This window comes from Acinetobacter sp. 802_lipA, assembly GCF_058242885.1.
Window position 1 is genome coordinate 688,358 of record NZ_JBZAYP010000001.1, and the last position, 15,721, is coordinate 704,078.

At 41.1% G+C, this 15,721-nt stretch carries 11 protein-coding genes, 11 tRNA genes and 4 pseudogenes; 11 read left to right on the forward strand and 15 right to left on the reverse strand.

The window, feature by feature from the left end:
- Positions 1-286: 286 nt before the first annotated feature.
- Positions 287-871 (forward strand): annotated as a pseudogene (locus AC4CU3_RS03405) (nitroreductase family protein); the annotation flags it as partial.
- Positions 872-906: 35 nt separating this feature from the next.
- Here AC4CU3_RS03405 and AC4CU3_RS03410 read toward each other — a convergent pair.
- Positions 907-2,122, reverse strand: a pseudogene (locus tag AC4CU3_RS03410) (multidrug effflux MFS transporter).
- 141 nt (positions 2,123-2,263) lie between these two features.
- On the opposite strand from AC4CU3_RS03410, the gene yccS reads away from it, so the two are divergent.
- From yccS to AC4CU3_RS03460, 10 genes and pseudogenes are all read left to right on the forward strand, one after another.
- Positions 2,264-4,438: a YccS family putative transporter gene (gene yccS / locus AC4CU3_RS03415; RefSeq protein ID WP_279045177.1), complete on the forward strand. Its 2,175-nt coding sequence runs from the start codon at positions 2,264-2,266 to the stop codon at positions 4,436-4,438.
- Between the two features lie 85 nt (positions 4,439-4,523).
- Entirely contained in the window at positions 4,524-5,084 is a 561-nt protein-coding gene (locus tag AC4CU3_RS03420) for a YcxB family protein (protein ID WP_058869170.1), read from the forward strand.
- Between the two features lie 171 nt (positions 5,085-5,255).
- A complete protein-coding gene (locus AC4CU3_RS03425) occupies positions 5,256-7,922 on the forward strand; it encodes a PepSY domain-containing protein (RefSeq protein WP_279045179.1) in 2,667 nt (888 codons plus the stop codon).
- Between the two features lie 324 nt (positions 7,923-8,246).
- Complete coding sequence (locus AC4CU3_RS03430) at positions 8,247-9,179, forward strand: IS5 family transposase (RefSeq protein WP_201706433.1); 933 nt, start codon at positions 8,247-8,249, stop codon at positions 9,177-9,179.
- Between the two features lie 194 nt (positions 9,180-9,373).
- On the forward strand, positions 9,374-9,739 hold the full coding sequence (locus AC4CU3_RS03435; protein WP_279045184.1) for a YdcF family protein: 366 nt from the start codon (positions 9,374-9,376) through the stop codon (positions 9,737-9,739).
- 43 nt (positions 9,740-9,782) lie between these two features.
- Positions 9,783-10,397 (forward strand): IS607 family transposase, encoded by a 615-nt coding sequence (locus AC4CU3_RS03440; protein WP_005402019.1) that lies wholly within the window; start codon positions 9,783-9,785, stop codon positions 10,395-10,397.
- Positions 10,394-11,548 (forward strand): RNA-guided endonuclease InsQ/TnpB family protein, encoded by a 1,155-nt coding sequence (locus AC4CU3_RS03445; RefSeq protein ID WP_005402020.1) that lies wholly within the window; start codon positions 10,394-10,396, stop codon positions 11,546-11,548. Before AC4CU3_RS03440 ends, AC4CU3_RS03445 begins: the two co-directional genes overlap by 4 nt.
- 161 nt (positions 11,549-11,709) lie before the next feature.
- Positions 11,710-11,808: pseudogene (locus tag AC4CU3_RS03450) on the forward strand (hypothetical protein); the annotation flags it as partial.
- Between the two features lie 153 nt (positions 11,809-11,961).
- Positions 11,962-12,285 carry an IS5 family transposase gene (locus tag AC4CU3_RS03455; RefSeq protein ID WP_032031561.1) on the forward strand — a complete coding sequence of 108 codons (324 nt, stop codon included), beginning with the start codon at positions 11,962-11,964 and terminating at the stop codon, positions 12,283-12,285.
- Between the two features lie 37 nt (positions 12,286-12,322).
- Positions 12,323-12,715, forward strand: a pseudogene (locus tag AC4CU3_RS03460) (transposase family protein); the annotation flags it as partial.
- Positions 12,716-12,771: 56 nt separating this feature from the next.
- On the opposite strand, the gene AC4CU3_RS03465 reads toward AC4CU3_RS03460, so the two are convergent.
- From AC4CU3_RS03465 to AC4CU3_RS03530, 14 genes are all read right to left on the reverse strand, one after another.
- Positions 12,772-13,233 (reverse strand): DUF2750 domain-containing protein, encoded by a 462-nt coding sequence (locus AC4CU3_RS03465; protein ID WP_436906265.1) that lies wholly within the window; start codon positions 13,231-13,233, stop codon positions 12,772-12,774.
- An 85-nt stretch (positions 13,234-13,318) separates the two neighbouring features.
- Positions 13,319-13,394: transfer RNA gene (locus tag AC4CU3_RS03470), tRNA-Val, on the reverse strand.
- A 64-nt stretch (positions 13,395-13,458) separates the two neighbouring features.
- Positions 13,459-13,535, reverse strand: a tRNA-Asp gene (locus AC4CU3_RS03475).
- A gap of 50 nt (positions 13,536-13,585) precedes the next feature.
- Positions 13,586-13,661 (reverse strand) — tRNA-Val (locus tag AC4CU3_RS03480).
- A gap of 64 nt (positions 13,662-13,725) precedes the next feature.
- A tRNA-Asp gene (locus tag AC4CU3_RS03485) sits at positions 13,726-13,802 on the reverse strand.
- A gap of 25 nt (positions 13,803-13,827) precedes the next feature.
- A tRNA-Val gene (locus tag AC4CU3_RS03490) sits at positions 13,828-13,903 on the reverse strand.
- Between the two features lie 64 nt (positions 13,904-13,967).
- Positions 13,968-14,044: transfer RNA gene (locus AC4CU3_RS03495), tRNA-Asp, on the reverse strand.
- Between the two features lie 13 nt (positions 14,045-14,057).
- Positions 14,058-14,133, reverse strand: a tRNA-Val gene (locus tag AC4CU3_RS03500).
- 21 nt (positions 14,134-14,154) lie between these two features.
- A tRNA-Asp gene (locus tag AC4CU3_RS03505) sits at positions 14,155-14,231 on the reverse strand.
- Between the two features lie 13 nt (positions 14,232-14,244).
- Positions 14,245-14,320 (reverse strand) — tRNA-Val (locus AC4CU3_RS03510).
- Between the two features lie 21 nt (positions 14,321-14,341).
- Positions 14,342-14,418: transfer RNA gene (locus tag AC4CU3_RS03515), tRNA-Asp, on the reverse strand.
- A 25-nt stretch (positions 14,419-14,443) separates the two neighbouring features.
- Positions 14,444-14,519: transfer RNA gene (locus AC4CU3_RS03520), tRNA-Val, on the reverse strand.
- Positions 14,520-14,825: 306 nt separating this feature from the next.
- Positions 14,826-15,329, reverse strand: coding sequence for a cell wall-recycling L,D-carboxypeptidase ElsL (gene elsL, locus AC4CU3_RS03525; protein ID WP_236769787.1), 504 nt, complete (start codon positions 15,327-15,329; stop codon positions 14,826-14,828).
- Complete coding sequence (locus AC4CU3_RS03530) at positions 15,329-15,721, reverse strand: YbaN family protein (protein ID WP_078388416.1); 393 nt, start codon at positions 15,719-15,721, stop codon at positions 15,329-15,331. The genes elsL and AC4CU3_RS03530 overlap by 1 nt, the downstream gene beginning before the upstream one ends.

A 15,721-nucleotide genomic window follows, 5' to 3' on the forward strand; every position in this document is an offset into this window, starting at 1 on the left:
CCACTAAAGTCTAATGCACACAATTTCAAACTATAATTGATGTTATTCGCGATTGGCTTTGAAGCATCAAATTACAATTTAGACAGACTTTTGCAATAATTAAGTAACAATTCTTCATATTTTCTTAAATATAGACTGAGTTTTATTTGATATCTATACTTTTTTCTTATAACTAAAGTCTTAGTCTAATCGATAACCACCTATGCTCAGTGATGGGTCAAAATTACGTCTTTGCACCAAAAAAGTCTAACTATTCAGACGATTATTGAGCATGGTTCATTGAACGCCCTCAGGCACCAATACACACCCACAGAAAAAGTACATGTGATCGCAGGGAAAAAGCCCAACGAAATACTTGAGCGGGTCTGTCATACTCTATTTAGACTGTCTGAACATCCTGTAAAAATATCGAATAACAAGAAAATTTTACACACCATCCTGAAAAATGGATTTCGGCTTTTATTGAGGGTGTATGGTTTGCTCAATATTCAAAAAGGTTAAAATCGAAAATGGCACAGCAGTAACTGCGGAATGATCATTTTTTGATGCACCTGCCGAACTATTCTTCACAGTCAATCCAGCCATGGGCATCAGCACGAAAATGGATATTGCCATGATGATGCAAAATGTCATGATTACAGCCAAAGCACGAGACTCAGTGACTTGCCCACAAGCCGCATGAAATCATCTTCATGCTCTCGTGTTGAATATACTTGATGCTGTACAGAAAGAAGAATTGGTCTGCGACATGGCACTAGGTTATGCGGATCCTAGGCAGATCGTCAATCGCTTTATAACACCACGCGTGCCAGTTGAAGATTTTGCAGTATTCTTAAACAATGAGTGCGATTTAATGCATTCATTTAAATAAAAAAAGACACTAAAATGAGTCTCTTTTTTATATAGTCACGACTTCAATTTATAGGCTTTTTCGTGCTCAAGCTTAAACACATAATACAAAGCCAAAGCCACAAAAATAGCCATCACAATGGCCATATTCAAAAGTACCGACCAGAGTAGAAAATTAAGAATCACGCCACAAAGTAGACCACAACCAAATTGCATACTGCCCATAATCGCACTGGCCGTTCCTGCCCGTGCACCCTGCTCAGACATTGCAATCGCCATGGCATTTGGCCCTGTAAAACCGATTGCTGCGACAGCGAGAAACATCCCTGCACATACGATATATAAGGGCGCATGCGTCATGCTACCCGCTACCAACAGCAGCCCCACACCAGCTAACTGCAAAAAACTGCCTAATTTTAAGCGCTGAAAAACACTTAACTTTTGTGCCAGACGTTTATTTAAGGTCGAGAACAGCATAATCCCAACTGCATTGGCACCAAAGGCATAGGCAAAAACTTGCTGACTTAAGCCGTAACCATCCATCAGAATGGCAGCAGAAGCACTGATATAGCAAAAGAGTACAGCCCCAGCAAAGCATCCAACAAACATCGGGCGTCTAAAGCTCGAATCTTGCAAAATCGCGCCATAAAGGTTTAAAACTTGATTAAAGTTAAGCTTTAAACGGCGCTTCGGATCTAGAGTTTCCTCAAAGAAAAAATGTACGCAGCACAGGCTTCCCAAGCCCACGACCATCAAAAAGGCGAAAATACTATGCCAACTACTGAAACTCAGTACCAGCGCGCCTAAACTCGGTGCAATAATCGGCGCGATGGTGGTCACGATCATCATACTGGCAAATGCTTGGGCTGAGGCTTGCATATCTAAACGATCACGAATCGCAGCACGGGCAATCACCACGCCTACACAACCGCCTAAGGCTTGCAAAACCCGAGCAGCAATGAGACTCCACTCACTGTTTGCAAACACACACAGTAAACTGGCAATAATGTAGAGACTCAGGCCAAAATACAGCGGTTTTTTTCCGCCCAATTCGGTCACTTACAGGTCCATAAATTAGTTGTCCAATAGCCAAGCCTAAGAAGTACGCAGGTAAGCTGTTGGCCACCATTTGTGTGCTTACCCCGAAGTCATTCGCCATTTGTGGCAAAGCTGGCAAATACATATCAATCGATAGTGGACCGAGTGCAGTCAGTGAAGCAAGTAAGAGAATCCAAGCGTTGGAATAGACCGCTTTTTCCTGTGTAGTCGACATAGGATTAATTTATGTTTTGGAAGGAGAGTTTGCAGACAAGTTTACACGCTCCATAGTATGATTTATAGCAGAGCAGGTGAAATTTCACATATTCTCATATTTGAAAATTGTCCAACCCTAAGTGACAAACAAAGGTGCCCTTTGAAAACATGGCTGACCAGTCTAAAACAGGCTACTTATAATACAACCTTCATGTATAACCTCCGCATGGTTATTACTTTTGCAGGGACGGCTTTTGTTCCATATTTTATGGGTTTTCAACTGGCAACTATCCCACTGACACTCGGCGCAGTTGCTGCAGGTTTAAGTGATATTGATGACCGCTTTTCCGTGCGAATCATGAATTTAATTTTTACCTATATTGGCTTTTTCATTACCGCAACGTCGATTTACTTTTTATTTCCGCATCCAATTTTATTCGCACTGGGTCTAATCGTTTCGTGTATTGGTCTGATTTTACTGGGCTCACTGGGACGTCGTTATGCCACCATTTCCTATGGTTGCTTAGTGGTTTCGGTTTACTCCATGCTCGGTGTCGGACTTTTTGACAACTGGTATACACAACCGTCTTTGCTGGTGATTGGGGCAATTTGGTATAGCGTTATTTCAACCATCAGTTTTCTGCTCTTTCCCGTTCGTCAAGTACAAGACAATCTATCGAAGTGTTATTCCTCACTCGCCGATTTTCTGTTTGCCAAATCCAACCTGTTTGATGTTGATATGACAGCTAACAGCTATCAACAGAGCATGATTGAACTGTCGTTGGAAAATGGTAAATTAATTGCAATTTTCAACGACATGAAAACCGCCCTACTCACCCGTTTAAAAGGTGACCGTGGACAACGAGATACACGTCGCAGTCTGCAATATTATTTTGTGGCACAAGATATTCATGAACGTGCAGATTCAGCACATATTGACTATCAAAAACTGGCGAAAATTTTTCAACACAGCGATATTTTATTCCGCTTTCAACGAATTTTATCCATTCAAGCCAAAGCCTGTAAGGACTTAAGCAGCAGCATTTTAAACCGTCAAACCTATACCCATAATAAGCGCTTTAAACATGCTTTTGAAAATCTCCGTTTATCACTAGAAAAGCTCAGAGACGAACAACAATATGACCAAATTTGGGTCAATGCTCTGTTTTCACTGTATCAAAACTTAAAGTCGATTGATGCACAGCTACGTAACTTAGAAACTGAACGCAATATTAAACTCGAGAAAGCTAAGCATATCGAAAGCCAGCTCAAAGATGATGACCTGAAAGGCTGGGATGACATTAAAGTTCGGATTAAACAACATCTCACTCCAGAGTCGGTGTTATTTCGTCACGCGATTCGTCTGTCTATCGTGCTATTAGTTGGATATATCTTTGTTCAAGTCACCAACATTGAATATGGGTACTGGATTCTACTTACAGCACTATTTGTCAGTCAGCCCAATTTCAACGCCACCAAACGTCGTTTACGTTTACGTATCGTAGGGACGTTGGTCGGAATCATTTTAGGGTATGCCGTATTGTACTTTATACCTTCGATTGAAGGACAACTTCTCGTATTGGTCATCAGCGGGGTACTTTTCTTTGAGCTTCGCAGTAAGCAATATGCACAAGCCACCGCTTTTATCACTATTTTGGCACTGATTAATTTCAACTTAGATGGTATGGGATACGAAGCTGCCCTTCCGCGCATGATGGATACCTTAATTGGCTGTGGACTGGCATGGTTAGGTGTAAGTTTCATTTTCCCTGACTGGAGGTTCCGTCGCCTCCCCCGTACCATTTACCGTTCGCTTTCCGCTCAATGTGATTATTTGGCTGAGGTGATTGAACAATACAAGTCTGGACGCAATAACGGCCTGAATTATCGGGTGGTCCGTCGTGCGGCACACAATACCGATGCCGAAGTTGCTTCACTCATTTCAACTTTAGCCACCGAGCCCGACTTTGACCCAACGCAAAAAAGCTTGGCGTTTGAGTTTTTATGTCTCAATCATACCTTTATTAGTTATATTGCAGCATTGGGGGCTCATCGTGAAAAAATTGACGACCCACAAATTTTAGAATTGATGGATCGCGCTTTTGACAATATCCAAGGTGCGCTACTGCGTGATGAAATGCCTGATTTAACGGCGCAAAATATGCTACAGACCATACGTCAGCGTTTAAGCCAAAATAATGAGGAAGATCAAAAGGCACTGATTATTTTACAACAGCTTTCATTGATGTTTAGCATCTTGAATCAGTTCAGTCGCTTGAAGCAAAGTTTAAGCCACGAACGGGATCATGAGGCCACAGAATTGGCTTCATTATAATATGGATGATTTTGGAACAATATACTCACTGAAATGCTCTAAATAATGCTAAACTTTTTGCAGTTTTAGATCTGTTACTTTCACTATGACCGCGAAAAATTTATACGCTTATACTTTACAGCCTGTGACCTATGAAATCACCGAGGCTGAACAACGCGATGCTCAATTAAAAATTTGGCGTAGCACAAACAAAATTAGCATGAAAGCTTGGATCATCATGGCTGTGGTTACAGCCCTTTCGATTCTTGGCCTAATTTTACTCAAGAATTATTCAACCATCTTTTGTTGGGTTGCTCTCGCCTGCGTCCTAACCTACCTTTTAGTCCGTAAGTTCGGCTTAGAATGGTATGTGAAGCGCAAGATGAATGAATTTCCAGTACAGGAAATTAAAGGCATTCGTTTAGGCGTACAACCTCACGGTTTGATTATGCGCCAGAAAATGGGCATGCAAGAAGGTGTCGGTGCAATCGGTTGGAAAGACATCTACGAATGGTATAACACACCTGAGTTTTTGTTGATTAAATTCAAAGTAAAAGGCGAAGAAGGTGCATACATTCTGCCAAAACGCATGGATAGCAAAAACTTCTCGTTTAATACGATTCGTAAGCATTTAAAAGAAACAGTTGGTGAAGCGCAGCCACTTTAAGTCTTGCTTTCTCCTCTGTAAAAAACCTCCAACTTTTGGAGGTTTTTTTATATCCCAAACTCTCGAATACAAATGATAATGAGAATAAATATTAATTTCTAAATCCATATTATCTTCTCAATCTTCAGGTATAATTTCCGCACAACAAATCGCTCACCATTAAGTATCGCCATGTTTAAAAAAACATTTTTCCAAGTGCATTGGTTTTTGGGAATCACTGCGGGTCTTATCCTGTCGCTTATGGGCGTCACAGGGGCCATCTATTCTTATGAACAACAAATCTTAAAATGGATGAACCCAGATAGCTATACCGTTCAAGCAGCACAAAACAATAAATTAACCCCTGCTGAGCTGTATCTACATTTCCAAAAACAAGATCCTGCCATCAAAATCAATAGTATTACGATTGCTCAAGAGTCAACCACTTCAAGTACGGTCAATATCGAGAAAGAAGGCGCACGTCGTGGTTATAACATGATGGTGAACCCGTATACTGCTGAAGTCCTACCCGAAGTTAAAGGCCGTGAGTTTTTTAACTTTATTCAACAGTTGCACCGTAATTTAACCGTCGGTCCTGTCGGTAAACAAATTACTGGCGCTTGTACCCTCATGCTTATTTTCTTTATATTGAGTGGCCTGTACTTACGTTGGCCCAAACGTCATTCCATCAAACAATGGTTTTTTATTAAACCTAAATTGAAAGGACGCAACTTCATTTGGGATTTGCATGCTGTTGTTGGTACTTGGGTGGTGATTTTTTATCTGATCTTGGCCTGTACAGGACTGTACTGGTCTTATGATTGGTGGCGCGATGGCATGTTTAAAGTCCTCGGCGTTGAACGCCCACAGGCCCAAATGCAAGAAGGCCCCCGTCCAAATGCTGGTGCAGCTCAAGGCCCACGTGGCGAACAGGCTGGTGCTCGTGGTGGCGAATCACGTGAGCAAGGTCGTGGCGGCCCACAAGGTGAGCACACTGCACGTGGCGAACGTGGCCAAGGCGAACAACATGGTGAGCGTAAAGGCTTATCTCCAGAACAAGTACAAATTGCTTTAACCCAAACGTGGACAGGATTTAATGCACAAGTTGATCGAGACTATTCAACCCTGACCCTAAATATTCCGAAAAAGCCCGATGGTACACTTGAGCTTTCATTTGTAGATGCAATTCCACAGCATGAGCGGGCGCGAAATTCAGCGGTCTTCAACTATCAAACTTCGCAAATTGAAAAAATGGAGTTGTATGAGCAGAAGAAGCTGAATGAAAAAATCATGAGCAGTATGCTTCCTGTGCACCGTGGTAGCTTCTTTGGCCCAATTTATCAATTCTTTGCCATGTTTGCATCACTGATGATGCCACTGTTCTTTGTAACGGGTTGGATGCTGTATCTAAAACGCCGTAAGCAGAAGAAACTCACTCAGCTAGCCCGTGGTGGAGCTTTGAATGTTCCGGTCGATCCACATGCGAAACCATGGCTCATTGCTTATGCAACACAAACAGGTGTTTCTGAGCAAATCGCTTGGCGTACTGCAACCAGCTTACAAGAAGCAAGACAACCTGTAAGCGTTAAAGCTGTGCAACACTTAACGCAAGATGACTTAAAAGCTGCTGAGCAAATGCTTTTTGTTGCAAGTACTTATGGCACGGGTGAAGCACCTGACTTAGCCAGTAGTTTTGAAAAGAAATTTTTAAATACAACTTTAGATTTGTCACACCTTCACTATGCCGTGTTGGCTTTAGGCTCTCAAGAATATCCTGACTCCTATTGTAGTTTTGGACATCGCATTGACCGTTGGTTAAAAGCGAATGGCGCACATGCTTTGTTTGAAATCATTGAAGTCAACAACGCAGATAACAATGATATTCAACGTTGGAACAGTGCTCTTGCCTCTGCAACCAAACTTGAGCTTCAAGCCATGAATATTGACAAAACCTTTGATCAATGGAATTTGGCACAACGTGAAGTACTCAATCCAAATAGTGTCGGAGCACATGCTTATAATATTGAGCTAAAAACCAACTTCGATGCAACATGGCAAGCAGGTGATATTGCTGAAGTTCAACCAGGTAACAGCACCGCACGTATCCAAGCCTTCATGCAAAAGCATCATATTGCAGCACAGAGCATCGTTGAGTCTTTAGCCATTTCGATTGAGCAAGCGCTTTGGGATAAGAACCTCAACACAGAGATTGAGCCTTTTGCCAATTTGGAACATTTACTGGAACAATTGAGCCCTTTACCTACACGTGAATACTCGATTGCAAGTGTACCGACTCAACAAGTGTTACGTTTGGTCGTGCGCCAACAGCAGGATTCAGCAGGTGAACTGGGCTTAGGTTCTGGTTGGTTAACCCAACATGCCGAGCTTCAACAACCTATCGCACTACGTATTCGTACCAATGAATCATTCCACTTGATCAATGACAACCGTCCTATCATTTGTATTGGGAACGGCACAGGCATCGCAGGTTTAATGAGTCTACTCCATGCACGTACCCGCCTAGACTATACTCAAAACTGGTTGATCTTTGGTGAGCGTCAACGTGAACATGATTTCTTCTATCAAAGTACGATTGAAGCGTGGCAAACCACAGGCATGCTAAAACGCTTAGATTTAGCGTTCTCGCGAGATCAGGCAGAGAAAGTCTATGTACACCATAAACTACGTGAACAAGCCACTGAGCTTAAAACATGGGTTGAAAATGGTGCCGTAATTTATGTCTGCGGTAGCATTAATGGTATGGCGAGCGATGTCGATGCGGCGCTAATTGAAATCTTAGGCGATGAAAAATTAGATCAACTCCGTCAAGAAGGTCGTTACCGTCGCGATGTTTACTAAACACTAAGTCTAAATGAAAAAACCGAGCCACAGCGCTCGGTTTTTTCATGCGTAAATTTGCTAGAATCATGCAAACGATAACCCATAAGCCTATATGCAAAAATTAAAAAGAGTCATTAGTTTTATCATCGGGTCATTACTGTTCGCAGACGGCTTGTATTTTGTTTTACAACTACGCTTTAATTTTGGCACCCTCTTGCCCTTATTGATTGGACTAGGTCTAATCATTTATGCACTGGCTTATCCTAAACTTATCGCCTATATTCAAACGGCTTTGTTGCACAAAGCTGTTCGTAAGGTCTGATTCAGCAATATAATTCTGAGATGAATAAGCCTACACCTAAAATTTATCGTACAACCAATTGGTCTTCATATAACCGAGCACTCATTAATCGTGGAAATATTTCGATTTGGTTTGATCCTCAGACTCAATGGTATGCTCAATTACAAGGTAAACAAGGACGAAATCAAACCTACTCAGATAGAGCAATTCAATGCTGTTTGATGATCAAATGTCTATTTCGACTTTCTTTACGTATGGTTACAGGCTTTGTGCAAAGTCTTATTCAACTCTGTGGTTTAAGTTGGACGGCACCAGATTATTCCACACTCTGCAGAAGACAAAAGCAAATTGATATTGAGATAAGCTATCAGCAAAGTCATGGTGAACTACATCTACTTGTAGATTCAACTGGCCTGAAGTTTTTAGGTGAAGGTGAATGGAAACGCAAGAAACATCAACCTGAATACCGTCGGCAATGGCGTAAACTGCATATTGGTATAGATGCTAAAACGCTGCAAATACGGGCAGTTCAGCTCACGACGAATAATGTCAGTGATTCACAAGTACTTGGTAATTTACTTGATCAAATTCCACCAGATGAACAGATTGATTCAGTCTATACAGATGGGGCTTATGACACAAAACAATGCCGTCAGGTTATTGCAGATCGACAAGCGCATGCGGTGATTCCGCCAAGAAAAAATGCGAAGCCTTGTAAGGATACAAAAGTTCATTCGCTAGAGCGAAATGAATTACTTCGTACTGTTAAACATTTAGGCAGGACACTATGGAAAAAATGGTCAGGCTATCATCGACGCAGTTTGGTTGAAACCAAGATGCACTGCATCAAATTATTAGGCGATAAATTAATGGCAAGAAGCTTTCCTAGTCAAGTGAATGAAATTCATGCTCGTGTAGCGGTCTTAAATAAATTTACAGAAATAGGCCGACCTCATACCCAAGTTGTCACTTAAATTTGAGCGACTCAGGAAAGCTCTATCTTTAAAATCTTTATGCAACAAAGCCTATTCAAACCAATACAATCAGACAATCAATATGGCGTTGGGCTTGGGCTATTTTCTTTGTTTGGATTTTTAGCTTAGTCATTTTCTTCGTCTTTTTAGGGTTTTCAAATCAACAAAATACCCCTCATGTTGCTGTACCCGCTATTGTAGTTCTTGGGAGTGGTCTGAAGCATGGAAAACCGAGTCCAACATTGGCCAGCCGTTTAGATCAAGCGGCAAACTATGCCAAGCTACATCCCAACAGCATTATGGTCGTCAGTGGTGGCCTATCTTTTCAGCAAAAAAATAGTGAAGCTGAAGCAATGCGGCAGTATCTGATTGATGTACACTATATCCCAGCAGAGCGTATTTACACCGAAGATCAAAGCACCAGTACCGAGTTAAATCTGATCAATAGTAAAAAGATTTTAGCCAAGCAGCATATTTCCCTACAGCAACCGATTGCTATTGTGACCAGCGATTTTCATATCCCCCGTAGTCGTGCTATAGCCATACGTCAGGGTTTGTAACTGCTAATTGAAATCTACTTATTTCTATACTATTATATACAACATGAGTAAATATGTAAGCATTAGCGTTGCAGCTAAAACATTAGGTGTTTCCATTCAAACATTAAGGCGTTGGGATGAAGAAGGCACTTTGGTTGCAGATCGAACCCCTAAAAATCATAGACGATATGATCTGAGTAAGATCACGCCTGAGCAAATACACAAGCCCGATAGTCAACTTCAAAGGAAAACCATTGCATACGCAAGGGTATCGAGTCATGACCAAAAAGAAGATTTAATTCGACAGCAACAAGTTCTTGAAATGTACTGTGCAAATCAAGGTTGGACGTTTGAATTAATCTCCGATCTTGGTTCGGGTATGAACTATAGAAAAAAAGGCTTAAATAAGCTGCTAGAAGCAATCATGAATGATGAAATCGGACGTTTGGTTTTAACGCATAAAGATCGCTTATTGCGGTTTGGTGCTGAGTTGGTTTTTGCCTTATGTGAAGCTAAAAGCGTGGAGATCGTCATTCTTAATAAGGGTGAAAATTTGTCTTTTGAGGAAGAACTTGCTCAAGATGTTTTGGAAATCATTACAGTGTTTTCGGCAAGATTATATGGTAGTCGTAGTAAGAAAAACCAAAAGTTAATACAGGCAGTCAAAGACGCACTATGAGCCGATTCATACGAGGGCATGTAATCCAATTACTGCCAAATAATAAGCAAGCAAGTCATTTCGCTCAAGCGAGTGGTGTTGCTCGTTTGTCGTATAATTGGGCTTTAAAAGAATGGCAACGTCAATATAAAGCAGATAAGGAATATAGAGATCAGTGTGACTATTATGGCGTTCAGGTGGATAAAAAACTTCTAAATAAACCATCCGAAGCTAAAATAAGAAAGCACTTAAACTCGTTCAAGCGTGAGAAATACCCTTTCATGCTTAAAGTGACCAAATGTGCGCCACAACTTGCGATTAAGCAATTGGGTAGTTCATTTGATCGTTTTTTTAATGGTCAATCCAAATATCCAAAGCCTAGAAAAAAAGGCGTAGATGATCGCTTCTCATTATCAAATGACCAATTCAGCATTAAAGATAGAAAAATTAGTATCCCAAACTTGGGTTGGGTAAAAATGACTGAGGATTTGCGTTATCAAGGAAAAATATTATCAGCGAAAATATTTAAACAGGGTGGTAAGTGGTTTGCTTCGATTGCTGTTGAATTAAATCAGCCTGAGAAACTTCACCCCAAAACAGGTTTATCTGTTGGTATTGATTTAGGTGTTTCCAGTCTTGCCACTTTATCTAATGGCGAGGTTGTTCCATCAAGTGCGCCACTAAAGAAACAGCTTGCCAAGTTAAGACGACTTGCTAAGTCTTTTAGCCGTAAAAAGAAAGGTAGTCAAAACAGAGAAAAAGCGAAAACCAAGCTCTCTCGTTTGCACTACAAAATATCATGCTTGAGAAAAAACAATCTTCATCAAGTCACATCTGATTTAGTTAAGCGATTCGATCTGATTGCGATTGAGGATTTAAATGTGAAAGGTATGGTACAAAACCGTAAGCTCTCAAGAGCCATATCGGATATGGGCTTTTATGAGTTCAAGCGACAGTTGATTTACAAGGCTAAACAGCATGGCAAATCAATACTTTCTGTTGGACGATTCTTTCCAAGCAGCAAGATGTGTTCGAATTGTGGTGAATTAAACCAAAACCTGACACTTGCAATGCGTGAGTGGCGATGTTCATGTAACACCCTGCATCACAGGGATATTAATGCTGCCATCAATATTCTAAAACATGCAGATAAAGAATTGGTGGCTACATAAGCCACCAATGGCGGTGAGTTACACCGTGACAGCCTATGGAATTGAGGTAATCCCAAGCGCAATAGCAATTGGTTCTTGATGATGAAGTAGGAATTAAACATTAAACCCACGTAAGTAGGTTTAAGTAGGTTTTAAATAACGGTTATCAAACGCCTATCATGATCAGCGCTCAGACACCTCTTGCCACTCGCTATAATGCATGGTTACGTGAGTATTTTGCATATTGGAGTGGTTGGCTACTCAATAGACTTCCGTCATAAATCAAAAAACGTACAATTTATTTGATCTTAAATTAATCAGCAAAATTATTTAATTCAAGAGATAATCCTTGGATGAAATTCAAAGATATTCAAAAATTATCAGACGTTAAGTTTCGTAGGCTTACCGGTGTTAGTTGGGCTACATTTAACCTCATGTTGGCCGAGCTAAATAAGCATTTACCTCGTCATATTGGTAAAGGACGACCGCATAAATTACCGTTGGAAGATCGTTTGCTCTTATGTATAGAATATTGGAGAGAATATCGAACATTTTTCCATCTTGGTATGAGTTACGGTGTATCTGAAACGAGTGCAATTCGTATCACACGTGTTATTGAAGATACCTTAATCCGTTCTGGAAAATTTAACTTGCCAAAACAACTTCCTAATCGAGATGAAGTGGATTGGGAAGTTGTTGTGATTGATGCAACTGAAATATTAGTTCAACGTCCAAAAAAAACAGAAGAAATGGTATAGCGGTAAAAAAAAGCGACATACCTTTAAATTTCAGCTATCTATGCACTATACAACAGGTGAAATACTGAGTGTATGTGGAAGTCATGGAAGCATGCATGATTTTAAAATATTTAAAAAAAGTATGAGGAAATTAAAATTTAAGCCCTTTTTTATCGTTGATAAGGGTTATTTAGGGATAAAGAAATTGGGTTTTGGATGCCTCATGCCATCTAAAGCAAAGAAAACTGAAAAACTAGATTCTGAATTAAAAAAGTTAAATAGAGAGATTGGTCGTAGACGAATTCAAGTAGAGCATGTATTTGGAAGGATGAAATGTTTTAAGATTTTATCTTGTGTATATAGAAATCGTCGTAAACGATTAAACCTGCGGTTTAATTTACTTGCTGGCATATACAATTTAGATTGGGTGAAAGATAAACAATTAAATTGATTGAAAAATGATTTATGAAGGAAGTCTAATGAATACTAAAATGAAATCCTCATGAATTAATGAAGACGGATTGTCCGTGGCGACGGTAATTGTAATTGTTTAAATAATTCAGGCTTCTGCATTGAAAATTGATATAAATAGTTTTTGATATCTAATAATAATTTTTCTGGTGCAACCAAGACATTCTGCCCTTCTGGGCTTAAATTCATCGAGACCGTGGTTTTTTCTGAACGTAAGAATGGAATCACTTTTTCGACTAAATCGCTAAGACCAATACTCTGGATTTCGTAGCCCGCCCAATTATCTTTCACCAAAAGCTGTGCTAAACCTTTACTCTGCCACATCGCAAAGGAACGTTGACCGGTTGGCGTAGCACATAAAGCCCAGCCATCTTGATATAAGGCAATAACATGGCCTTGATGCACGATAGTTTCGATAAAAAGACGATAGATTTCAAGAGGATCGTAAGCAATATTTTGATTTTTAGACGCAGCTTTGCATTGATATGGGTTTCTCATAAATCTGTCATATTTTAAAATTATTATTGCACAGAAGTGTATGAAAACAGCTTGAGATAAGCAAGGCTTTTACGATAAGGGAATATGGTGGGCGCTGACGGGATCGAACCGCCGACATTCTGCTTGTAAGGCAGACGCTCTACCAACTGAGCTAAGCGCCCTGATTTAAGATTGTCAATCTTAGTGTTCAAATTTAAGCTCAGGGACTTAAATTTATATTTTAAATGGCGCAGCGGACGGGGCTCGAACCCGCGACCCCCGGCGTGACAGGCCGGTATTCTAACCAACTGAACTACCGCTGCAACGGTAATTGCGAATGCAATTAGGGTCATTAAGCTTTACAGCTTGAATATGGTGGGCGCTGACGGGATCGAACCGCCGACATTCTGCTTGTAAGGCAGACGCTCTACCAACTGAGCTAAGCGCCCTGATTTAAGATTGTCAATCTTAGTGTTCAAATTTAAGCTCAGGGACTTAAATTTATATTTTAAATGGCGCAGCGGACGGGGCTCGAACCCGCGACCCCCGGCGTGACAGGCCGGTATTCTAACCAACTGAACTACCGCTGCACATAAGATCTTTAACGTAAAGGCTTGGTGGGCGCTGACGGGATCGAACCGCCGACATTCTGCTTGTAAGGCAGACGCTCTACCAACTGAGCTAAGCGCCCTGATTTAAGATTGTCAATCTTAGTGTTCAAATTTAAGCTCAGGGACTTAAATTTATATTTTAAATGGCGCAGCGGACGGGGCTCGAACCCGCGACCCCCGGCGTGACAGGCCGGTATTCTAACCAACTGAACTACCGCTGCATCGCAAAAAATCTGGTGGGCGCTGACGGGATCGAACCGCCGACATTCTGCTTGTAAGGCAGACGCTCTACCAACTGAGCTAAGCGCCCTCATTAAGGATTCTGTATAAATGGCGCAGCGGACGGGGCTCGAACCCGCGACCCCCGGCGTGACAGGCCGGTATTCTAACCAACTGAACTACCGCTGCATCGCAAAAAATCTGGTGGGCGCTGACGGGATCGAACCGCCGACATTCTGCTTGTAAGGCAGACGCTCTACCAACTGAGCTAAGCGCCCTCATTAAGGATTCTGTATAAATGGCGCAGCGGACGGGGCTCGAACCCGCGACCCCCGGCGTGACAGGCCGGTATTCTAACCAACTGAACTACCGCTGCACATAAGATCTTTAACGTAAAGGCTTGGTGGGCGCTGACGGGATCGAACCGCCGACATTCTGCTTGTAAGGCAGACGCTCTACCAACTGAGCTAAGCGCCCTTAACGTCTTTATCGTTTGTGAGGTGCATTATAGAGAATCTTTACAGGCTGTCAAACGCTTTTCGGCTTGTTTTCACTTTTTTGCAATCGAGTGATTAAAAAATAGGTCAAATGGTATAAAAACAAGTATTTTCTGTATGTTATTTAACATATTTGCGAAAATTAAAATGATTATTCGCTAAATTTATTTTCCTCAAAATACACATTTTCTATGATTAATCCCCTTCTTCTACTCAATATTCATATTTTAAATTACAGCGTTGAATACTCAATAAAATAAGCTTGCACATTTTTTAACAGCTATTTTTAGATTTCAAGTTTATGTTCGGAAATATAAACCAGTGCATTGCAATCAATTAGTTCAAATAACTCTATGACATCCGTATTACGCATACGAATACAGCCATGCGACATCGGCATCCCCATTGGTTCACTATCTGGTGTTCCATGAATATAGATATAACGTTGATAGGTATCGCAGCCTTCCCCACGATTGAAGCCTTCTTCTAAACCACTCAGCCATAAAATCCGAGACAAAATCCAGTCACGTTCAGGAAACTGGTTGGCTAAATCGGTATCGTATACTTCACCTGTCGGCTTTCGAGCAATAAAAACGGCATTTTGAGGTTGCTCAGCACCATGCTTCTCAGCAACCAGATGCCAACCTCGTGGCGTTTTACCACTATTTTCAGTTTCGCCAATACCATTTTTTCCTGACGAGATCAGATAAAATTTATTCTTTTTAGGCAGCTTTAAAGTCTGTTCAGCCAGATCAATCAAGACGTCTGCATCAGCAATTACATAAGACATCAGTTGTCCTCTATTTGTTTTTTATCTATTGATATATTGGGTTCTGGACGTAACCATAACCATATTGCGACAAGCAGCATGGTGGTATTGGTAAATAATTTCACTAAAAATGGTGCATTGGTCAGTAGCATGATCAGTCCACTGATCAACATCATGATACTGGCAAACCATTTCGCTTTACGTGGTACAGTGCCATTGGCACGCCATGCTCTTAACGTTGCGCCATATTTAGGATGGTTGAGCAACCAAGCATCCATTTGCGGCCAACCTTTAGATGCAGCCCAAGCGGCCAAGATCAGAAAAACAGTTGTTGGCATACCCGGCAACAGTGCACCGATAAAGCCTAGGATGACAAAGATCACCACTAAACAACGCCAAAACAACGTTTTCAT